Genomic DNA, 21,538 nt, shown 5'->3' on the forward strand with positions numbered 1-21,538 from the left:
GCGGTATCAGGCGCGGTGCTTTCGCCGGACGGTCGCACGTCGCCGCCCAGTGAGCCGCTGAGCCAGGGTGGCGAGTCAGGTCAGCTGGTCGGGTCAGCTGGTCGGGTCCGCCAGCCTGGTACGGAGCCGGAGTGGCCCGCCGGAGAGCCGGAGCGGCCCGGCGCGTACGCCGACGGGGGACTTTCCTGTCGCCCTTCCACCGCAGACCGGGAGCCGATGCGTGGTCCCGGCAGGACTCAGCCGGTCGGCGAGGTGCTGGCCCGGACCATCAGCTCGGTGGGGAGGACCTCCACCGTGCCGGGCGCGATGCCGCCGGAGAGGATCCCGGCGAGCAGTCGCGCCGCCCGGCGGCCCATCTCGCGCGGGGCGATGTCGACCGCGGTGATGGGGGTGGCCAGGCCCCGCAGGGAGGGGCTGTCCACATAGGAGGCCACGAGCAGGTCGGCGGGCACGTGCCGGCCCTGCTGGAGGGCGGCGTGCACGGCGCTGGTCGCGCCGCCGTCGGGCACGGAGACGATGGCGTCGATCCCGCCGGGCGCGCGCAGGGCCTCGGCCACGGCGTGGCTCACATGCTCCGGATCGCAGACGAAGGGCACGTCGAAGACCAGCGCCTCTCGGCCGGTCGCGGTGCACCAGTCCCGGTAGGCGGTGCGGATGTCCAGGCCGAAGGAGGTCTCCTCGCCCGGGCAGAGCAGCGCGATGTGGTCGCCGCGACCGGACAGGTGATCGAGCAGAACGCGGATCCCCGATCGATGGTCGGACTCGACCCGGCCCGCGTGCCGGGCACCCGGCGTCAGGTCACGCTCGCAGGTGACGACCGGGATGCGGAGTGCGGCCAGGGTCTCCAGCATCGGATCGCCGAGCACGGGGTCGGAGACCACCGCGCCGTCGATGTGCAGCGGCGGCGTGCGTCCGGGATCCCGCGTGGTCGGGACGAGGGTGAGCGCCAGGTCGTGTGCGAGGGCCTCCTCGGCCGCGCCGATGGCGAGATCCATGTAGTACTCGAGACCGATCGTGCGCGCCGGGAAGTACAGGCCGATGGCTCCGGTGCGACCGCCGCGCAGGTTCCGGGCACTCCGGTTGGCGACGTAGCCCAGCTCGCGTGCGACCGCGGTCACCCGCTCGCGGGTGGTGGCGGGCAGCCGGCCGCGGCCGCTCAGCGCGTCCGAGACGGTCGTCTTCGACACCCCCGCGGCGCGGGCCACGTCCTGCAGGGTGATCGGTCGAGATTCGTTCATCGAGGTCAACCGTACTCGCAGAGATCGGCCGCCACGGCCTGAGGTGTCGCGTGAGGCGTCGCCGGAGACATCGCCTGAGGTAACGATCCCGATCACGTTTGCCGGAACGTTCCTTCAGACCATTGCAGGAACGTTCCTGTACGTGGTCTAATCTCGCTCACCTTCTCCGATTCCCTGCGCCCATCCGGGGCACGGAGGTGATCGTCGTGCAACTCACCCCTGCGGAACGCGACCGGCTGCTGCTCTTCACCGCGGCCGAGCTGGCCAGGGTCCGGCTGGCGCGCGGTCTGCGGCTGAACGTGCCCGAGGCCACCGCACTGATCGCCGACACGGTCTGTGAGGCGGCGCGGGACGGCCGGCGGCTGAGCGAGGCGATCGCGGCGGGACGCTCGGTGCTGACCCTCGACGACGTGCTGCCCGGGGTGGCCAACGTGGTCACCGAGGTGCAGGTCGAGGCGGTCTTCGACGACGGCACCCGGCTGGCGGTGGTCACCGAGCCGTTCGGTCCGGCGGGGTTCGACCCGACGGGGCCGGGTGCCGTACTGCCCGCGCTGACCGTACGGCCCGAGCCGTACGGCGACGACGTGGTGACGGTGAGGGTCACCAACACCGCGACCGTGCCGATCAGCGTCACCTCGCACTTCCACTTCTTCGAGGTGAACCCGCGGCTGCGTTTCGACCGGGCCGCCGCCTACGGGCGGCGTCTGGCCGTGCCGGCCGGAACGGCCGTACGGTTCGACCCCGGCGCGACCAGCGAGGTGCGCCTGGTGCCGATCGGCGGCGCGCGGGTGGTGGTCGGCTTCGCCGGCCTGGTCGACGGCCCGCTGGATGCGCCCGGCGCTCTCGAGGCGGCGCTGGACCGGGCCCGCGCCTGCGGTTACCTGGGAGCGGACGAGACCCAGGAAACGGCGGAACCGGAGGAACCGGAGGAACCGGGGGAGCCGGAGGAGCCGGGGGAGCCGAGGAGAACGGGCGGGCCAGGCAGGCCGGGGGAGCAGAGGGAGACGGGGGAGACCGGGTGAACGGCGGCGACTACGCGGCGGTGTACGGGCCGACGACCGGGGACCGGATGGTGCTAGGCGACACCGGGCTGGTGGTGGAGGTCGAGGCCGACGCGCAGCGGCCCGGGGAGGAGTTCCTGGCCGGGTTCGGCAAGACCGCCCGCGACGGCCTGCACCTGAGGGCGACCTCGGTGCGCGACACCTGCGACCTGGTCGTGTCCAACGTGCTGATCCTCGACCCGGTGCTGGGGGTGCGCAAGGCCTCGATCGGGATCCGCGCCGGCCGGATCGCCGCGATCGGGCGGGCCGGCAACCCCGACACCCTCGCCGGAGTCGACGTGGTGGTCGGCACCGGGACGGCGATCGTCAGCGGGGAGGGTCTGATCGCCACGGCCGGGGCGATCGACACCCACGTCCATCTGATGTCTCCCCGGGTGATGGAGGCGTCGCTGGCCTCCGGCGTGACCACGATCCTCGGCCAGGAGTTCGGCCCGGTGTGGGGGGTCGGGGTGAACTCGCCGTGGGCGCTGCGCACCTCGTTCGCCGCGTTCGACGCCTGGCCGGTCAACATCGGCTTCCTTGCGCGAGGCTCCTCCTCCCGGCCCGAGCCGCTGGTCGAGGCGCTGGTCGAGGGGGGAGCCTGCGGCTTCAAGGTGCACGAGGACATGGGCGCGCACGCCCGGGCCCTCGACACCGCGCTGCGGGTCGCCGAGGACCACGACGTGCAGGTCGCGCTGCACACCGACGGCCTGAACGAGAGTCTGTCAGTGCGTGACACCCTCGCCGTGCTGGACGGGCGCACGATCCACGCCTTCCATATCGAGGGCTGCGGCGGCGGACACGTGCCCGACGTGCTCAGCCTGGCCGGGCAGGCGCACGTCATCGGCTCCTCCACCAACCCGACGCTGCCCTTTGGCCGGGACGCCGTCGCCGAGCACTACGACATGATCGTCTCCTGTCATGGGCTGTCCCCTGACCTGCCGAGCGACGAGGCGATGGCCCGCGACCGGATCCGCGCGCAGACCATGGGCGCCGAGGACGTGCTGCACGATCTCGGGGTCATCCCGATCACCTCCTCCGACGCCCAGGGGATGGGCCGGGCCGGGGAGACGGTCCGGCGGACCTTCGCCCTGGCCGCGAAGATGAAGGCCGAGCGGGGGGCGGAACACGACCGGCACGACAACGCCCGGGTGCTGCGTTACCTGGCCAAGCTCACGGTCAACCCGGCGCTGGCGCACGGCCTCGCCCACGAGATCGGCTCGATCGAGGTGGGCAGGCTCGCCGACATCGTGCTGTGGGAGCCGGCACGGTTCGCGGCCACCCCCCACCTCGTGCTCAAGGCGGGGTTCCCCGCCTGGGGCGTGACCGGCGACCCCAACGCGGCGGTGGACCAGGCGCAGCCGCTCGTCCTCGGCCCGCAGTTCGGCGGGTACGGCGCGGCCCCGGCCGAACTCGCCGTCGCCTTCGTCAGCCGGTCCGCCCGCGACGCCGGTGCGGACCGCCTGCCCACCCGCCGCCGCCGGGTGGCCGTACGCGGCACGCGCGGCATCGGCCTGCCCGACATGGTGCGCAACACCCGCACCGGACGGGTCCACGTCGATTCCGGCACCGGTCTGGTCGACCTGGACGGGGAGCCGCTCACGTCCGGGCCGGCCGAGCGGGTGTCCCTGTCCCGCCTGTATTTCCTATGAGACCCCTCGAGATCCCCTGAGACCCCCGGGATCCCCCGAGAACCCCCCGAGAACCCCCCGAGAACTCCTTGAAACCCCTTGAAACCCCTTGAGATTCCCGCCGGAACCCCGACCAGGAGGTGCGCACCGAGTGACTCCGTACGCTGATCTCGTCATCACCGGCGCCGACGTCTACACCGTGGACGCGGCCCGGAGCTGGTCCGACGCGGTGGCCGTGCGCGGAGACCGGATCGTCGCGCTGGGCGCGCCGGCCGTCGCCGAGCTCATCGGCCCGCGCACCCGGGTGATCGAGGCCCGCGGCAAGATGGTGCTGCCGGGTTTCCAGGACGCGCACGTCCACGCGCCGTTCGCCGGGCGGAACCGGCTGCACGTGGACCTGAGCGGCCTGGTGGGCCGGCAGGCCTACCTCGACCGGATCGCCGCCTACGCGGCGGCCCATCCCGGCGCGCCCTGGATCGTCGGCGGCGGCTGGGCGATGGAGTACTTCCCCGGCGGCACGCCACGGAAGGAGGACCTCGACGCGATCGTGCCGGACCGCCCGGTGTTCCTGTTCAACCGGGACGTGCACGGCGCCTGGGTGAACTCCGCCGCGCTCGCGGTGGCCGGAATCGACAGGGACACCCCGGACCCGGCCGACGGCCGCATCGAACGCGATCCGGTGACCGGTGAGCCCACCGGCACCCTGCACGAGGGCGCCGCCTACACCTTCAACGACCGTCACGTCCCGCTCCCCGGCCGGGCGGACTGGGAGGCGGCGATCCTCAACGCGCAGGAGCACCTGCACTCCCTCGGCATCACCGGCTGGCAGGACGCCTGGGTCACCCCGGCCACACTGGACGCCTACCGCTCGCTCGACGCCTCCGGCAGGCTCACCGCACGCGTGGTGGGCGCGCTGTGGTGGGACCGGCACCGTGAGCTGGACCAGATCCCGGAGCTCCTCGGCCAGCGGGAGGCCGGCGCCGCTCCACTGGGGCGTGGAGACACGCCGGGCCGGTTCCGCCCCACCACCGTGAAGATCATGACCGACGGGGTGATGGAGAACTACACCGGCGCGCTGCTGGAGCCGTACTGCGACGGCTGTGGCGGACACACCGACAACCACGGCCTGTCGTACGTCGAACGCGATCTGCTGGCCGCGGCGGTGACCGAGCTGGACCGGCTCGGCTTCCAGGTGCACATGCACGCCATCGGCGACCGGGCGGTACGCAACGCGCTCGACGCCGTACAGGCCGCCAGGGCGGCCAACGGAGGCGGGGGCGACCGGCGGCACCACATCGCGCACCTGCAGCTGGTGCACCCCGACGACGTGCCCCGCTTCCGTGAGCTGGGCGTCACGGCCAACTGCCAGGCGTACTGGGCGCAGATGGAACCGCAGATGGAGGAGCTGACGCTGCCGTTCCTCGGCCGGGACCGCGCCGACCTGCAGTATCCGTTCGGGGACCTGCTCCGCAGCGGCGCGACCCTGGCGATGGGCAGCGACTGGTCGGTGACCACCGCCGACCCGCTGGAGGAGATCGAGGTCGCGGTCACCCGGATCGACCCGGAGAACCGCGACAACGCGCCGTTCCTGCCCGAGCAGGCGCTGCCGCTGCCGGTCGCGCTGGCCGCGTTCACCGCCGGCTCCGCCCATGTCAACCACGACGACGACGCCGGCACCATCGCCGTCGGCAACCGCGCCGACCTCGCCGTGCTCGACCGCAACCTGTTCAGCCGCGCCGCCGGTCCCGTCGGCGACGCGCACGTCGACTACACCATCGCCGCGGGCTCCGTCGTGTACGAGCGCGCGTAAGTTCGCGAAGAGCCCCGAGGAGGGTTCGATGTCCAACCCGCCCACCCCCCACTCCGGTACGACCCATCTGCAGCGGGTGCTCGGCATGCCCTCGCTGGTGCTGTTCGGCCTGGCCTACATGGTGCCGCTGACCGTGTTCACGACGTACGGAATCGTCACCGACCTGACCGAGGGACACCTGCCCGGTGCGTACGTCGTCACGCTCACCGCGATGCTGTTCACCGCCTACAGCTACGGGCGGATGGTCCGGGCGCATCCGTACGCGGGCTCGGCCTACACCTACACCCAGAAATCGTTCGGCCCGCACCTGGGGTTCATGACCGGCTGGGCCCTGATGCTGGACTACGTGTTCCTCCCGATGATCAACTATCTGGTCATCGGCATCTACCTGAACGCGGCCTTCGACGTGATCCCGATCTGGGTGTGGATCCTCGCCGCGATCGCCCTGGTAACCGGGCTCAACGTGCTGGGCATCCGCATGGTGAGCCGGATGAACTTCATCCTGATCGCGATCCAGGTCGTGTTCATCGCGGTGTTCCTGGTGGCGGCCCTGCGCGCCGTCGCCGGAGATCCGCTGCCGTCGCTGACCGCACCGTTCTTCGGCGACGGCGCGGACACCTCGAAGATCTTCGGCGGCGCCGCGATCCTGTGCCTGTCCTTCCTCGGGTTCGACGCGGTCTCCACACTGTCGGAGGAGACCCACGACCCGCGGCGGCGGGTGCCCCGGGCGATCATGCTGACGACGCTGACCGGCGGGGTCATGTTCATCGTCATCTCCTACGTCGGCCATCTCGCGTTCCCGGACTGGCGGTCGTTCACCGACGTGGACTCGGCGGCCCTGGACGTCATGAAGCACATCGGCGGCGCGCTGCTGGCCGCGTTCTTCACCGCCGCCTACATTTCCGGGTGTTTCGCCTCGGCGATGGCATCGCAGGCGAGCGTGTCGCGCATCCTGTACGCCATGGGCCGCGACGGCGTGCTGCCGCGGCGGTTCTTCGGCTACCTGCACCCCCGGTTCCGCAACCCGGTGCGGGCCACCCTCGCGGTCGCCGCGATGTCGCTGGTGGCGCTGATCATCAGTCTGGAGCTGGCCTCGGCGATGATCAGCTTCGGGGCGCTGGTGGCGTTCTCGTTCGTGAACCTCTCGGTGATCAAACACTACGTCCTGGACGAGGGCCGGCGGACCACCGCCGACCTGGTCAGGTACGGCGTGCTGCCCGCGATCGGTGTGCTGCTCAGCCTGTGGCTGTGGACCAGCCTGTCCGGGCTGACGTTCATCGTCGGGCTGTCCTGGGTCGGCGCCGGGTTCGTCTACCTGATCGGGCTGACCCGGATGTTCACCCGGCGCCCGCCCGAGCTGCGCCTGAGCGAGCTCGATCCGGAGGACGAGACCGAGCCCAGAACGGTGGTGGAGTCATGACCGTACGGGTCGCCGTCTGCCAGCTGGCTCCCACGGTGGGCGATTCCACGCGCAATCTCGACCTGGCGCTGCGCGCGGTGACGGCCGCGGCCGACAGGGGAGCCCGGCTGGTCGTGCTGCCCGAGCTGGTGACCAGCGGTTATGTGTTCGCCGACGAGGCGGAGGCGCGCCGGGCCGCGCAGGCGCAGGACGGGCCGGCGGTGACCGCTCTCACGCGGGCCGCCCGCGACCGCGGTCTGGTGGTGTGCTTCGGCTTCGCCGAGCTGGACGCCGGAGGGCTGCTGCGCAACAGCGCCGCGCTGGTCGACGCCGACGGCCTGCGCGCGGTCTATCGCAAGGCCCACCTGTGGGACCGGGAGAAGGAGATCTTCATCCCGGGGGACGACCCGCCTCCGGTGGTCGACACCGAGTTCGGGCGGGTCGGCCTGGTCATCTGCTACGACCTGGAGTTCCCGGAATGGCTGCGGCTGGCCGCCCTGCGGGGCGCCCAGATCGTGTGCGCGCCGACCAACTGGCCGGCCGAGCCGCGACCGCCGGGGGAGCGGCCGATCGAGGTGGTGCGCGCCCAGGCGAGCGCGTCGGTGAACCGGATCTTCCTGGCGGTCGCCGACCGCACCGGCGCCGAGCGCGGGGTGGAGTGGGTGGCGGGGTCGGCGATCATCGGCCCCGCCGGCTTCCCGCTGAGCGAGGCCGAGCCGGACGGCGGCGAGCAGATCCTGCTGGCCGACTGCGCCCTCGCCGAGGCGGCCGACAAGCGGATCTCCCCGCGCAACGACGTGCTCGCCGACCGTCGCCCCCACCTCTATGACGGAGTCGCTCGGCCCTAGGTCCCGCATGCCCGCCGGCACCTTCGGTGAGATCTACCAGACAGGTTCGAGAGGTCTGGCGGATCAGGCGGATCAGGCGGATCGGGCGGATGCGGCGGAGCGGTCGAGGAACCGGCGCAGTCCGTTCCGTACACCGTCGGTGGGCACGGTGGTGGCGAAGCAGGCCGCTTCGACGGCCAGTCCCTCGTCGATGGGCAGGTTGATCCCGCGGGTGACCGAGCGGAGGCAGGCCGCCACGGCCGTCGGCGCGTGCCGTACGATCCTGGCGGCCAGGTCACGAGCGGCGTCGAGCAGCTCGTCGGCCGGGACGACGGCGTTGACCAGGCCGATCTCGACGGCACGTGTGGCCGTGATCGCGTCGCCGGTCAGGATCAACTCCAGGGCGCGCTTGCGTCCGACCTGGCGGGGCAGCCGCTGGGAGCCGCCGAACGGTGGCGGGAAGCCGAGGGTGATCTCGGGTTTGGCGAACGTCGCGTGCTCGGCGGCGATCGCGAGTGGCGCGGCCTCGGTGATCTCGCATCCGGCGCCGTAGGCCAGGCCGTTGACCGCGACGATCACCGGTTTGGGGAACTCCTCGATCCGCCGGGTCAGGCCGTGACCACGCCGGACGATCTCGCGCAGGGCGCGTTCCGTCCCGCCCGCGATGCTGTCGGCGAGACAGGGGATGTCCGCGCCCGCGCTGAACGCCCTGCGGCCGGCGCCGGTGACGATCACGGCGCGTACCGAGTCGTCGGCGTCGATGCGGTCGAGCGCGGCGAGCAGCGCGTCGATGGTCGGGTAGTCGAGCGCGTTGAGCTTGTGTTCCCGGTCGACGGTGATCGTGGCGAGTTGTTCTTCTCGGTCGATGCGGACGGTCATGCCCGGCTTCCCTTCACTGGGGGCGTGGACGCACCGAGCCTAAGAGCCATAATCTGGGACGATCCAATAATTGTCCTAGATACAGGTCCGGCATGCGCCCACCGTCCTACAAACGGATCGTCGACGAGTTCGCCGCGGCGATCCGCTCCGGCACGCCGGCGGCGGGCACGCGGCTGCCCACGCACCGTACCCTCGCGCGTGAGCGGCGCATCGCACTGGCCACGGCCAGCCGGGTCTACGCCGAGCTGGCCGCCATGGGACTGGTCGTGGGCGAGCCGGGACGCGGGACGTTCGTACGGCACCAGGCCGGCTACGACGGGCCGGAACCCGCACGCGTCCTGCCGGTGCCGCGCGTGGCCGACCTGTCGTTCAACCAGCCACTGGCCGACGGCCAGGCAGACCGGCTCCGCCAGGCGTTGCGGACGCTGTCCACCTCGGGGGACATCGAGTCGCTGCTGCGCCAGCACCCTCCGGGCGGACGGCACCGCGACCGCGCGATCGTGGCCACCTACCTGCTCGACCGCGGGATCGACACCGCGCCGGCGAACGTCCTGCTGACCGGCGGGACCCAGCAGGCACTCGACATCGTGCTGCGCGCGCTCACCCGGCCCGGCGACGTCCTGGCCGTCGACGCGCTCAGCTACCCCGGAATCAAGCTGCTCGCCTCCGCGCACGGCCTGGACCTCGCTCCGATCCCCGTGACCGCGACGGGCCCGGACCTTCTCGCGCTCGACCGGCTGTGCCGTACCCGGCCGGTGCGCGCGATCTACTCGATGCCCACCGTGCACAATCCGCTCGGCTGGGTGCTCGGCCGTGACCGGCGCGCCCGCCTGGTCGCCATCGCCCGCGCCGCCGACTGCATGCTGATCGAGGACGGCACGTACGCCTTTCTGGAGGACGTACCGCCCCCGCCACTGCGGGCCCTGGCTCCCGAGCGCACCTGCTACGTCGCAGGTCTGTCCAAGAACGTGGCGACCGGGCTTCGGTTCGGCTTCGCCGTCGTGCCCGGCCGGTGCGTCGAGGCCGTCACCAGGAGCCTGCGCGCGGCGAGCTGGGGTGCGCCGGGTCTCATCACCGCGCTCGCCACCTCCTGGATCGCCGACGGCACCGTCGCCAGGTTGGAGAAGGCCCGCCGCCGGGACGCCGCCGCGCGACAGGACATCGCCCGTGACGCGCTGGCCGGAATGAACGTCACCGGGCACCCGACGTCGTACATCGTGTGGCTCGGCCTGGAACCGCACCAGCGTCCCGACCAGGTCGCGGCCGCGCTCGCGCAGGAGGGGATCCTCGTGTCCACCGGCGATGCGTTCGCCACCGGCGTCTGCCGTCCGCCCGCGCTGCGGCTGGCGCTGGGCACGCCGTCACTGGACGAGCTCGGGCCCGTCCTGCGCCGCCTGCGGCGGGTGATCGAGGTGATCCCGCCGTGACGGCCGGTCACGCCGAGATTCCCGTCGTTTCCCGAGACGCCCGCTCGATGTCGCGAGCGGAGGCTCCGACCTCTGCGCGGGCGAACGCGGTGATGAAGGCGACCCTCGCGTAACGGTGGCAAGTGCGAGCCGCCCGGCATCGGCCTCCGACGCCGACCGGGCCGGGCCCACGCGAAGGGGCCGGGCGGCGAAATCCGCCGCCCGGCCCGCTTCAATCAAGGGATCTTCGGATGCAAGATCTTCGAATCAGGGGCTGGTGCAGGTAGCGGTCGGGGTGGCCGCGCTGCCGTTGCCGGTGAAGCCGAAGGTGGTGGAGGATCCTGCCGCGATGGAGCCGTTGTAGGGGGCGTTACGCACGGTCACGCTGGAACCGGACACGCTCTGTGTGCCGTTCCACAGGCTGCTGATGCTCTGCCCGCTCGGCCAGGTCCACTTCACGGTCCACCCGTTGACCGCGGAGCCGCCCGCGCGGACCGTCACCTCCGTCTGGAAGCCGCCCGGCCAGCTGTTGACCGTCTGGAGCGTCGCCGAACATCCTCCGCCACCCGGTGTCGGAGTCGGGGTGGGCGTCGGGGTCGGGGTGGGTGTCGGGGTCGGAGTCGGTGTGGGCGAGGGGTTCGTCGTGCCGCCGTTGAGTGCGTTCAGGACCGAGGTGTAGGCGGGTTTCTTGTTGCCGTTGCCGTCGAACAGCAGCGGGGTCTGGCTGGAGCGCCAGGAGTCGCTGTCGCGGACGCCCCACACGGTGATGCCGACACAGCGGGAGACGGCCAGGCAGTCGTTGACGATGTTGGCGTAGGTGGTGGGCGAGGCGCCCTCCACGTCCAGCTCGGTGATGGCCACGTCGACGCCGAGGGCGGCGAAGCTCTGCAGCGTGGTGCGGAAGTTGGGGTTGTAGGCGCTGCCGCTGTTGAAGTGGCCCTGCAGACCCACGCAGTCGATCGGCACGCCGCGCTGCTTGAAGTCCTTGACCATGTTGTAGACGCCCTGGGTCTTGGCCCAGGTCCAGTTGTCGATGTTGTAGTCGTTGTAGCAGAGCTTGGCGGCCGGGTCGGCGGCCCGCGCGGTGCGGAAGGCGACCTCGATCCAGTCGTTGCCGGTGCGCTGGAGGTTGGAGTCGCGGCGGCCGCCGGTGCCGTCGTCGAAGGCCTCGTTGACGACGTCCCACTGGTAGATCTTGCCCTTGTAGTGGGCCATGACGCCGTTGATGTGGTTGATCATGGCCTGGCGCAGCGCGCTGCCGGACAGGGACTGCATCCAGCCGGGCTGCTGGGAGTGCCAGGCCAGGGTGTGGCCGCGGACCTGCTTGCCGTTCTGCACGGCCCAGTTGTAGACGCGGTCGGCCTGGGTGAAGTTGAACTGGCCCTGCTGGGGCTCGGTGGCGTCGATCTTCATCTCGTTCTCGGCCGTCACCATGTTGAACTCACGGTTCGCGATCGTGGTGTAGGTCGAGTCGCTCAGCTTGTTCGCGCTGATCGCGGTGCCGAAATACCGCCCGCTCTGCGCGGCCGCAGCGCCCAGCGTGCTCGCCGCGGCGTCGGCGGGAGCCGTCACCGCCACCAGAGCCGTGGCAGCGCCGAGCAGGCCCACCGCGGCCGCGGCGAGGGTCCGGTGCAGACCGCTGAATGGTCGCCGGGGTCGATCTGAGGGGGTGGAACTTGTGACCATGCTTGGGCCTCCACTGAGTCACGAAAACAGAAATTCGGCGGGGACTCCCCGCGGATAGACGCCACGTCCCATGGCCGGGGACGCACACCACGAGGGCGCCGGAGCCGGCCCCTGCCATGCACCTCCAAATCGGCAGGGGGACCGCTCTGGGGATTCAGTGTGGAAACCCATCCGAAATGTGTCAAGGACGATCAGAAAAGTTTCGGTCGCTCCATTCGCCTACCTGCCGCGTACGTGCTCGAACGCCCGCCGGCCTCCTGAAATTTTCGTCTGATCGCGCTGGAGCAAGGGCTCGGCCATGTAACTTTCAGGGCGGCGCCCTCGCCCGGTGACCGGGACGGGCTGCGCGCCTGTGCCGACATCCGTGCCAGCGCCCGCTACCAACGGCCGATATCAGGGCCCGGTGGCAAGGCCGATATCAAGCCCGGTGCCAGGGTCCGATATCAGGGCCCGGTATCAGGGCGTCCTGGCTCGACCCGCCTCGAGCGCGATGTGGCCCGGGACGACAGGCGCACTCCGGTTGGGGAGTGCGAGTTCGATGGGGCTGCCTCCGATCCATGACGTGACCGTCGCCGGCGCTGACGGCTCTACCGGGCGGGGAAGGGGCCCGCCGAGCTGACGGGGGCGGCCCGGACAGGGGATCGGCACACGCCATGTTTTCGGAAGGTGTTTGAAAATTTCACCAACCCGACCTTGACCTTGGTTGGGCGGAAATGGCCGCTGGGCAAGTCTCGGCGCGCTCTCGGTGTGCTCGCGCTCAAGGAGATCTGTGCAGTTTGACGGAGGGCGTTGACAATTCGACAGGGATGGTCCGATACTTTCGTCACTGCACCGAAAGTTTCAAAAACAGCGGACACCCAACCGCCGACACCGACCACTGTCAGTCCCTGTCATTCCCTGTCACCCCCGCGACCTGGCCCTCCCGTCGTCGACCCTACGACGGCCGGCCAACCCCCCGCGTCGTACGACGCCGAGGCAGCGGTGGCCGACACCTGGGCCGCCGGCAACCTCCGGGTCGTATCACGCTGCCTGGCCCCGCCAGCCCTCACGAGGAGGAAGCATGCACATGACCGACGCCCCCGCTTACCCGAGGAGCCGCAGACGTGGCCGCGGCAGGCCGGCCATCGGCCGGGCCGGCGCCGCGGCGCTGGCCCTGGCCATCGCGATGGTGCCCGGCGTCGCCAACGCGGCCGTCACCACCAACCAGACCGGCAGCAACAACGGCTATTTCTATTCGTTCTGGACCGACAGCCAGGGCACGGTCTCCATGGAACTGGGGTCCGGCGGCAACTACAGCACCTCATGGCGTAACACCGGGAACTTCGTCGCCGGCAAGGGCTGGAGCACCGGCGGCCGCAGGTCCGTGAACTACTCGGGCAGCTTCAACCCGTCCGGCAACGCCTATCTGGCCCTCTACGGGTGGACGCGGAACCCGCTCGTGGAGTACTACATCGTCGACAACTGGGGCACCTACCGGCCCACGGGCACCTACAAGGGCACCGTCACCAGCGACGGTGGCACCTATGACATCTACCAGACCACCCGCTACAACGCCCCCTCCATCGAGGGCAACAAGACCTTCAACCAGTACTGGAGCGTCCGGCAGCAGAAGAAGACGGGCGGGACCATCACCACGGGCAACCACTTCGACGCGTGGGCCCGGTACGGCATGAACCTGGGCAGCCACGACTACATGATCCTCGCGACCGAGGGCTACCAGAGCAGCGGAAACTCCAACATCACCGTAGGCGGATCCTCCGGCGGTGGCGGCGGCGGTTCCACGCCGCCTCCGACCAACGGCGGCGGCAGCTGCACCGCCTCGCTGTCCGCGGGCAGCCAGTGGAACGACCGGTACAACCTCAACGTCGCGGTGTCCGGCTCCAACAACTGGACGGTGACGATGAACGTCCCGTCCCCGGCCAAGATCATCGCAACGTGGAACATCAGCGCCAGCTGGGACTCGAGCGGCCAGGTGATGACCGCCAGGCCGAACGGCAACGGCAACAACTTCGGCGTGACCATCCAGCACAACGGCAACTGGACCTGGCCGACGGTCTCCTGCCGGGCGAACTGATCCTCGAACGCCTCTGACACCGCACCCATGGCGCGGCGGCCCTCGGCCGCCGCGCCGTACTGCGCTCCACACCCGGGCGTCGCCGACCGATCGGAGACGGTCAGAGGTCGTTGCCGGCGTAGGACAGGTTGAAGCTCTTGTTGACGAGCGGGAAGTCGGGGACGATCGTCCCGCTGAGGGCGACGGGCAGGGCCGGCCAGTTGAAGAACGACGGGTCCACGATCTTCACCCGGGACAGCGTCCCGTCCTCGGCGAGCTCGACGCGATGGACGATCGTCCCCCGCCAGCCCTCCGTGATCCCGACTCCCGACGCCGGTCCCGCCGCCGTCACGAGTTCCGCGCACCGGACGCCGGCGGCCAGGCCGTGCACCAGGCGGCCGATCAGCTCGGCCGAGACCGCGATCTCCGCCGCGCGCACCTGGAACCGGGCGAGCACGTCCCCGCCGGTACGGGTGACCACGCTGAACGGCCCGAGGTCGGCGAACGGGTGGTCGCGGCGGGCGTCGGCGTCGAGTCCGCTGGCCCGCGCGACGTAGCCGAGGACGCCGAGGTCACGCGCCGCCTCGGCCGACAGCTCGGCCGTGCCGGCGAACCGGTCGAGGACGACGGTGTGCCCGAGCGCGAGATCGACGATCTCCGCGACGTCGGCGGCGACGGCCGAGATGACGCCGGGGTCGGGCAGGGCGCGCAACTCGACGCCGCCCAGGGTGACCCCGCCGCGCAGCAGCCGGTGGCCGGTCACCTCGGCGTTGAGCCGCAGCAGGCGTTCGCGCACCCGCTGGGCGTGGGCGTTCAAGATGCCGTGGGCCACGTCGTTGCACAGCGCCCCGAGGTCGGTGACGTGGTTGTACAACCGCTCGAGCTCCAGCAGAACGGCCCGCATGAGCTGGGCGGGCGGCGGGACGGCGCACCCCGTGGCCTCCTCGACGGCCAGGCAGTACGCCAGGGCGTGTCCCACCGAGGTGTCGCCGCTGATCCGCTCGGCGAGCTCGATGCCGTCGGCGGGGGTGCGGCCCTCGAAGAGCTTCTCGATGCCCTTGTGCACGAACCACAGCCGGGCCTTCAGCTTCAGGATCGTCTCGCCCACGACCGAGAAGCGGAAGTGTCCCGGCTCGATGAGCCCGGCGTGCACCGGCCCCACGGGGATCTCGTAGATGCCGGGCCCGGCCACGGTCACGAACGGATAGGGTCCCTCCGGGTCGCCGAACGACGGCGGTGGCCCGGCGTCGGAGCGCATCGGATACCACCCGCGCGGCCAATGGTGGTGGCGCACCAGACGGCGCGGCAGTGGGTGATCGGCCGGCACGATGCCGTACAGGTCGCGCATCTCGCGTTCGAACCGCCCGGCGGGGAACGACAGCGCGGTGAGGCTGGGCAGGACCGGGTCGTCGCCCGGCAGCCGAACCCGCAGCTCGGTACGTCGTTCCGGGCCCAGATCGAAGCCCGCCGCGGTGAACAGGTAGACGACGCGGAATCCGCCGGCCTCCTCGCAGGCGGACACCAGTGCCAGCCGGTGGCCGCCGTCGAGGAGTCTCGCCGCCTGGCCGCGCAGCTCGCCGGGGCCGATGTCGAGGACGAGGCGTTCGGTCATGGGGTGACTCCGGCGATGGTCGCGGCGGTTTCGAGCAGCGGCCGCAGCGGTCCGGTCCAGACGCCGAGCACGGCGGCCGCGGCCAGCCCGGCGACCAGCGGGACGGCGGCCGTGCGCGGCAGCCGTACGGCACCGGCCCGGTCACCCGGCTCCGGCACCCCGGGAACCTCGGGCACCCCGGGCACCCCGGGCACCCCGGGCACCCCGAGAACCTCGGGAACCTCTGAGACCTCGGCCGCCTCGGCGGCCTGTGGCGAGCCGAGCAGCATGCGTCCGGCGTGCCGGGCGACGGCGGCGAACACCACCAGCAGCGGCACCAGGGCGATGGCGGTCGCCCAGCCGACCGCGGCGCCGGCCCCCGATCCGAACCCGGCACGCACGATGCCGATCATGCTGGCGAACAGGCTGAACGGCGGCAGCCCGAGCACGGCGGCCAGCCCGAGGCCGAAGGCGCCGGCCAGCAGCGGCGCCCGCCGGGCCAGACCGCGGACCGCGGCGATCCGGCTGCTGCCCGCCGCCAGGTTGATGTGGCCGGCCGACAGGAACAGCACCGACTTGGCCAGGCCGTGCCCGAGGATGTGCAGCAGGACGGCCATGAGCGCCAACCGGCCGCCGATGGCGGCTCCGAGTGCCAGCAGGCCCATGTGCTCGATGCTGGAGTAGGCCAGCATGCGCTTGTAGTCCCGCTGGGCGATCAGCAGCGCGGCCGCCACCGCGAGCGAGCCGAGCGCGGCGACCAGCAGCAGCGTCCGAGCGAAACCCACGCCGAGCGCCGCATCGGAGATCACCTTCACCCGCAGGATCGCGTAGAACGCCACCGACAGCAGCACGCCGGACATCAGCGCGGACACCGGCGCGGGCGCCTGGCCGTGGGCGTCGGGCAGCCAGGCGTTCATCGGGGCGAGCCCGGCCTTGGCGCCGAAGCCGAGCACGAGCAGGGCGACCGCCATCCGCGTCACACCGGGGTCGAGCGCGGCGGCGTTCCCGGCCAGCACCGCCCAATCGAGGCCGGCGCCGGCGGCCACCCCCGCCTCCGCGTGTAGTCCGGCCCTCGTGTTCAGACCCGCATAGTGCAGCAGCACCACGCCCAGCAGCGCGAGCGCGATGCCGACCGAGCAGATCACCACGTACTTCCACGCGGCCTCGGTCGCCTCGCGGGTGCGGCGGTGCCCGACGAGGAACGCGGTCAGGATCGTGGTGGCCTCGACCGCCACCCACAGCACGCCCAGGCTGGCCGCCAGCACGGCGAGCGCCATCGCGGCGATGAACCCCTGCGTGAACACGCCGTAGCGGCGGGCCGCCCGCGGCCCGGCGTGCCCGATGGCCGACTCGGTGGCCAGGTGGGCCGGGCTGGCCAGCATCGCGAGCAGCGAGACGGCCCCGATCACGATCAGCATGAACGCGCTCAGCGAGTCGGCGCGCAGCAGCCCGCCGAGGGCCTGCCGCGGCCCCTCGGCGGTGACGGCGGCCAGCGCGATCGACGCGGCCAGCGATCCGGCGGCGGCCACCGCGCCCAGCCAGGCCGTGGCGGGCCGCCAGCCGAGGACCGCGTACAGGCAGCCGGCCAGCAGCGGCAGCAGCACGGGTGCGCCCACCAGCAGGGTCACGACAGGTCCTCCTCCGCCGCACACGTGCCGGGCCGTACGCCCCGGGCCGTGCGCAGGTCGTTTCGCGGCTTCTTCACTCGCTCGTCCATCAGTCGTGCAGCTCGCGCAGCTCGTCGAGGTCGGTGCCGCCGAAGGCTGCGCGCATCCGCGTGGTCAGGACCTGCAGCACCAGTACGGCGAGCAGCACGTCCAGCGACACGCCGAGCTCGACCACCAGCGGCACCCCGCTGGTGGTGAGGAACGCGGTCGCGGTGATCGCGTTGTCGATCAGCAGGAAGCCGACCACCTGCGACAGCGCCCGTCGCCGGGTGACCAGCACGAAGAAGCCGACCAGCAGCACGGTCAGCGCCACCGGCACCGCCCGGGTGGCGGGGTCGGGCGACAGCCGTACGATCGGCTGGGACACGGCGTAGGCCACCAGCGCGAGCACCGCAGCGGCCAGCAGCGAGGTCGCCACGTTGACCAGCGGCCGCGTCTCACGGGCCTCGTCGGCCGCCGTCTCGCCGCCGGGCCGGGGGGTGTCCAGCGCGCGGCGCATCAGGTACGGCAGCAGCCCCGCGCGCAGCGCCCCGACTCCCACCGCGACGGCGACCAGGTGGACCGACCCCTGCCGCAGGCCGAGCACCACGACCATCGCGCCGAGCGCGACACCCTGCAGGGCGAACAACCTGACGATGGCCGCCAGGTCGCGCCGCCACAGCACCAGCACCCCGGCGAGCAGGAACGCCCCGCAGGCCAGGGCGAGCCACTGGGCGTACAGCGAGTCGCTCATCAGGCACCGCCCGCCAGGAAGTAGGAGGCGGCCACCGCGAGCAGGGCCAGCAGGAAGGACCCGGCGAGCAGCTCGGGGATGCGGAACAGCCGCAGCTTGGCCATGAAGACCTCACCCGCCGCCAGCAGCATCCCGAGGACGGCCGTCTTCGCCGCGAACGCGGCCACCCCGACCAGTACGGCGACCAGCGCGCCCATGTCCGCCGCCCCGCCCGTGGCGACGCCCCACGGCAGGAACAGGCTGCCCAGCAGGCCGAGCAGTACGGTCAGCCGGGCCGCGGAGGCCCACTCGATCAGCGCGAGATCGGGTCCGGAGTACTCCAGCACCATCGCCTCATGGATCATCGTCAGTTCCAGGTGGGTGGACGGGTTGTCCACCGGGATCCGGCCGGTCTCGGCGATCGTCACCAGCGCCAGGGCGACGGCGGCCAGCAGGCTGGCCGGGGACAGCACCCGCATCGGGTCCGCCTCGGTCAGGCCGACGATCGTCCCCAGGTTGGTCGAGCCGGCCCGCACCGACAGGGCGAACACCGACACCAGGATCGTCGGCTCCACCAGCGCCAGCACGGTGACCTCCCGGCTGGCCCCCATGCCGCCGAACGCGGTCCCGGTGTCCAGGCCGCCCAGCGCCAGCGCCACCGATCCCAGCGCGAGCAGCGCGGTCACCGCGAACAGGTCGGCGGCCGAGTCCAGCGGCGACGCCGTGGTGACGAGCGGGACGACGGCCGCCACGACCAGCGCCGTGCCGGCGAGCACCAGCGGGGCCAGGCGGAACGGCCATCCGGTGCCGCGCGGATCGATCGGCTCCTTGCGCAGCAGCTTGCGCAGGTCACGCCACGGCTGCAGCACACCGGCCCCGGCCCGGCCCTCCATCCGGGCGCGCACCTGGCGCATCAGCCCGGTCAGCAGCGGTGCGCCGACGACCACCAGCACCACCTGCAGCACGGTCGCGATCAGGCCCACCGCATCCGGTCCGGCAGCGTTCAATCCGGCAGTGCTCAATCCGGCAGTGCTCAATCCGGCACTGCTCAATCCGGCACTGCTCAATCCGGTCATGGGATCACCGCCAGCAGGATGAGCAGCCCGGTGAGCGTCCAGAAGCCGTAGGCCAGGTAGCGGTGCACGCTGCCGTTGGCCAGCGCCCGCGCCCTGCGGCCGAGCGCCTCGGCTGCGGCCAGCAGCGGGCCGTACAACCGCCGCTCGATCCGGTCGGGGACCATCGCGTGGAAGCGGATCCGCTCCACCAGATAGGCAGACTCCTTCTTGGGGGTCACATCGATGTCCATCTCCGGTCGCAGCACGTCGTCGAAGACGCGCTGCAGCGGCTCGGCGAACGAGGTCGCCGTGTACTGCATGCGCGGCGACATGGGTCCGGCGCCGCAGTCCCACAGCCGCGCGGCCCGCCGCCTGCGCGCCGAGAACATCCGTACGGCACCGGCGGCCAGGGCGATCGCCGCCGCCAGCGCCACGGCGATCAGCAGCGGGGACATCGTGCCCGCGATCCCGGACAGGTGCAGCGTCACGGTCCGCATGGCCGGGCCGGTCACCGGTGCGGGACCCGGGAGCAGCGTGCCGACGGCGCGGGCCAGACCGGGCACGATCACGGTGGGGCCGACGGCCAGGACGGCACAGCAGAGCGCGGCCAGGCCCATCCCGCCCAGCATCGACGGCGGGCTCTCCACCGCACGCTCCGCCTCCGGACCGCGCGGCCGGGCGAGGAACCCGACGCCGAAGGCCTTGACGAACGTGGCGACCGCCAGCCCGGCCGACATCGCCACCACGCCGACGGCCAGCGGCATCGCCACGGCACCGGCCACGCCGGAGGCGGGGATCGCGTGGACGAGACTCTGCAGCAGCAGCCACTCGCTGACGAACCCGTTGCCCGGCGGCAGCGCGGAGGCCGCCAGCGCCCCGACCGCGAACAGCGCGGTCGTGTACGGCATGCGGGCGCGCAGCCCGCCCAGCACGTCCAGATTCCTCGTGCCGGTGGCGTGCAGCACCGACCCGGCGGCCTGGAACAGCAGCGTCTTGAACGCCGCGTGGTTGACCACGTGCAGCAGCGCGGCCACCAGCGCGAGGGCGGCCAGCTGCGGCGCGCCGCGGGTGGCGAAGAACCCCGCCGCGCCGAGGCCCATCAGCACCAGCCCCATGTTCTCCGTGGTGGAGTAGCCGAGCAGCCGCTTCAGGTCGGAGGAGACCGCGGCCTGCAGGATGCCGTACATCGCGGAGGCCCCGCCGGCGGCCAGCACCAGCAGCCACCACCAGGCCGGCGTTCCGCCCCCCGAGGCGCCGCCGGTCGAGCCGGGCAGCAGGTCGAGGCCGACCCGGGCGATGCCGTACACGCCCATGTTGACCATGGCGGCGCTCATCAGCGCGGACACGTGGCTCGGCGCCTCCGGGTGCGCCCGCGGCAGCCACGCGTGCAGCGGAACGATGCCCGCCTTGGAGGCGAACCCGGCGAACGTCGCCAGGAACACCGCGTCGCGGGCGAGCGGAGAAAGCCGCGCCGCGCGGAGCTGCTCGAAGGCCTCGCCATGGGCCCCGGCCGCGAATCCGGCGAGCCCGCCGAGGATCGCGATCAGCCCGAGGTGGGTCATCACGGCGTACCAGAGGCCGGCGCCGCCGACGGCCGGGCGGCGGCCGTGCTCGGCCAGCACCAGCAGCAGCGAGGTGATCGCCATCAGCTCCCAGGCCACCAGCAGCGTGCTCACGGCGGCCGCCGCCGGCACCAGCAGCATCGAAGCGACGAACAGCGGGAGCGTCGCCTGGACGATCCGGCCGGACAGGCCGTGCCGTGCATAGCCGATCCCGTAGACGCCGGCGCAGACGGCCACGCCTCCGGTGACCGCGATGAACAGCCCGCCCAGCGGGTCGAGCGTCAGCCGCACCCCGGCCAGCGGCAGCAGGTCGGGCAGCCAGGCCGACCAGGTCTGCCCGGCCATGGCGGCCCCGCCCGCCGCCGCCCCGGCCGCGCCCGCGGCGGCCGTGCCGACGCCCGAAAGGGCCGGCCGGATCCGGGCGGGTACGGCCAGCGCGAGCAGGGCCGTCGCCAGGCACAGGCCGAGCGCGACCGTGAGGAGAGCCCCGGGGAGGTTCATCGGCCGGTCAGCCGCCGCAGCGCCGCGATGATCGCCTCGGGCTCGGGCGGGCAGCCGGGCACCTCGGCGTCGACCGGGACCACGTCGCCGACCGCGCCGGCCACACCGTACGCACCGGCGAACACGCCGCAGTCGCGGGCGCAGTCGCCGACGGCGACCACGAAGCGGGGCTCGGGCACCGCCTCGTAGGTGCGGCGCAGCGGCACCTCCATGTTGCGGGTGACCGGGCCGGTCACGAGCAGCGCGTCGGCGTGCCGGGGAGAGGCCACGAGCCGGGCCCCGTACCGCTCGGCGTCGTACACGGGGCCGAACACCGAGCCGATCTCCACCTCGCAGCCGTTGCACGAGCCGGCGTCGACGTGCCGGAACTGTACGGATCCGCCCAGTTCGGCCGCCTCCGGCGGGGCCTCACCTGTGGGACGTTCCGGCGCGGGCTCGGCGACCCGGCCGGTCTTCCTGATCTTGCGCCATAGACTCACGC

At 72.2% G+C, this 21,538-nt stretch carries 16 protein-coding genes; 7 read left to right on the top strand and 9 right to left on the bottom strand.

Annotated elements, in window-relative coordinates; all coding sequences use genetic code 11:
- Positions 1–236: 236 nt before the first annotated feature.
- Positions 237–1,238, bottom strand: a complete 1,002-nt coding sequence (locus AP234_RS04380) for a LacI family DNA-binding transcriptional regulator (RefSeq protein WP_055478262.1) — start codon at positions 1,236–1,238, stop codon at positions 237–239.
- Positions 1,239–1,444: 206 nt separating this feature from the next.
- Here AP234_RS04380 and ureA point away from each other — a divergent pair, with 206 nt between their 5' ends.
- The 5 genes from ureA to AP234_RS04405 all read left to right on the top strand — a co-directional run bounded on the left by ureA (position 1,445) and on the right by AP234_RS04405 (position 7,966).
- Positions 1,445–2,260 (top strand): urease subunit gamma, encoded by an 816-nt coding sequence (gene ureA / locus AP234_RS04385; protein WP_055478794.1) that lies wholly within the window; start codon positions 1,445–1,447, stop codon positions 2,258–2,260.
- Positions 2,257–3,930, top strand: a complete 1,674-nt coding sequence (locus AP234_RS04390; protein WP_055478263.1) for an urease subunit alpha — start codon at positions 2,257–2,259, stop codon at positions 3,928–3,930. Before ureA ends, AP234_RS04390 begins: the two co-directional genes overlap by 4 nt.
- Positions 3,931–4,060: 130 nt before the next feature.
- Positions 4,061–5,719, top strand: a complete 1,659-nt coding sequence (locus AP234_RS04395; RefSeq protein ID WP_055478264.1) for an amidohydrolase — start codon at positions 4,061–4,063, stop codon at positions 5,717–5,719.
- A gap of 28 nt (positions 5,720–5,747) precedes the next feature.
- Positions 5,748–7,139 (top strand): APC family permease, encoded by a 1,392-nt coding sequence (locus AP234_RS04400; protein ID WP_055478265.1) that lies wholly within the window; start codon positions 5,748–5,750, stop codon positions 7,137–7,139.
- The gene (locus AP234_RS04405; protein ID WP_055478266.1) at positions 7,136–7,966 is read left to right on the top strand and encodes a nitrilase-related carbon-nitrogen hydrolase; all 831 of its coding nucleotides are present in this window, start codon (positions 7,136–7,138) and stop codon (positions 7,964–7,966) included. The genes AP234_RS04400 and AP234_RS04405 overlap by 4 nt, the downstream gene beginning before the upstream one ends.
- Positions 7,967–8,038: 72 nt before the next feature.
- Here the strand turns inward: AP234_RS04405 and AP234_RS04410 are convergent, their stop codons facing one another.
- Positions 8,039–8,824 (bottom strand): enoyl-CoA hydratase-related protein, encoded by a 786-nt coding sequence (locus tag AP234_RS04410; RefSeq protein WP_055478267.1) that lies wholly within the window; start codon positions 8,822–8,824, stop codon positions 8,039–8,041.
- A gap of 92 nt (positions 8,825–8,916) precedes the next feature.
- Here AP234_RS04410 and AP234_RS04415 point away from each other — a divergent pair, with 92 nt between their 5' ends.
- Positions 8,917–10,251 carry a PLP-dependent aminotransferase family protein gene (locus AP234_RS04415; RefSeq protein WP_055478268.1) on the top strand — a complete coding sequence of 445 codons (1,335 nt, stop codon included), beginning with the start codon at positions 8,917–8,919 and terminating at the stop codon, positions 10,249–10,251.
- 246 nt (positions 10,252–10,497) lie between these two features.
- On the opposite strand, the gene AP234_RS04420 is transcribed toward AP234_RS04415, so the two are convergent.
- Positions 10,498–11,916, bottom strand: coding sequence for an endo-1,4-beta-xylanase (locus tag AP234_RS04420; RefSeq protein WP_083501786.1), 1,419 nt, complete (start codon positions 11,914–11,916; stop codon positions 10,498–10,500).
- A 1,066-nt stretch (positions 11,917–12,982) separates the two neighbouring features.
- Between AP234_RS04420 and AP234_RS04425 the strand changes: the two genes are divergently transcribed.
- Positions 12,983–13,990: a glycoside hydrolase family 11 protein gene (locus AP234_RS04425; RefSeq protein WP_055478269.1), complete on the top strand. Its 1,008-nt coding sequence runs from the start codon at positions 12,983–12,985 to the stop codon at positions 13,988–13,990.
- A 100-nt stretch (positions 13,991–14,090) separates the two neighbouring features.
- On the opposite strand, the gene AP234_RS04430 is transcribed toward AP234_RS04425, so the two are convergent.
- The 6 genes from AP234_RS04430 to AP234_RS04455 form a co-directional block, all read right to left on the bottom strand.
- Positions 14,091–15,581 (bottom strand): NADH-quinone oxidoreductase subunit C, encoded by a 1,491-nt coding sequence (locus tag AP234_RS04430; RefSeq protein WP_055478270.1) that lies wholly within the window; start codon positions 15,579–15,581, stop codon positions 14,091–14,093.
- The gene (locus tag AP234_RS04435; RefSeq protein ID WP_055478271.1) at positions 15,578–17,188 is read right to left on the bottom strand and encodes a proton-conducting transporter membrane subunit; all 1,611 of its coding nucleotides are present in this window, start codon (positions 17,186–17,188) and stop codon (positions 15,578–15,580) included. The genes AP234_RS04430 and AP234_RS04435 overlap by 4 nt, the downstream gene beginning before the upstream one ends.
- Before the next feature lie 88 nt (positions 17,189–17,276).
- A complete protein-coding gene (locus tag AP234_RS04440) occupies positions 17,277–17,960 on the bottom strand; it encodes a hypothetical protein (protein WP_055478272.1) in 684 nt (227 codons plus the stop codon).
- Positions 17,960–18,946 carry an NADH-quinone oxidoreductase subunit H gene (locus tag AP234_RS04445; RefSeq protein WP_055478273.1) on the bottom strand — a complete coding sequence of 329 codons (987 nt, stop codon included), beginning with the start codon at positions 18,944–18,946 and terminating at the stop codon, positions 17,960–17,962. Before AP234_RS04445 ends, AP234_RS04440 begins: the two co-directional genes overlap by 1 nt.
- Before the next feature lie 65 nt (positions 18,947–19,011).
- Positions 19,012–21,057, bottom strand: coding sequence for a proton-conducting transporter membrane subunit (locus AP234_RS04450; RefSeq protein ID WP_055478274.1), 2,046 nt, complete (start codon positions 21,055–21,057; stop codon positions 19,012–19,014).
- A complete protein-coding gene (locus tag AP234_RS04455) occupies positions 21,054–21,536 on the bottom strand; it encodes an NADH-quinone oxidoreductase subunit B family protein (RefSeq protein WP_055478275.1) in 483 nt (160 codons plus the stop codon). Before AP234_RS04455 ends, AP234_RS04450 begins: the two co-directional genes overlap by 4 nt.
- Between the last annotated feature and the right edge of the window lie 2 nt (positions 21,537–21,538).

It is taken from the genome of Sphaerimonospora mesophila (assembly GCF_001417795.1).
In the GTDB taxonomy this organism is placed as follows: Bacteria; Actinomycetota; Actinomycetes; order Streptosporangiales; family Streptosporangiaceae; genus Sphaerimonospora; species Sphaerimonospora mesophila.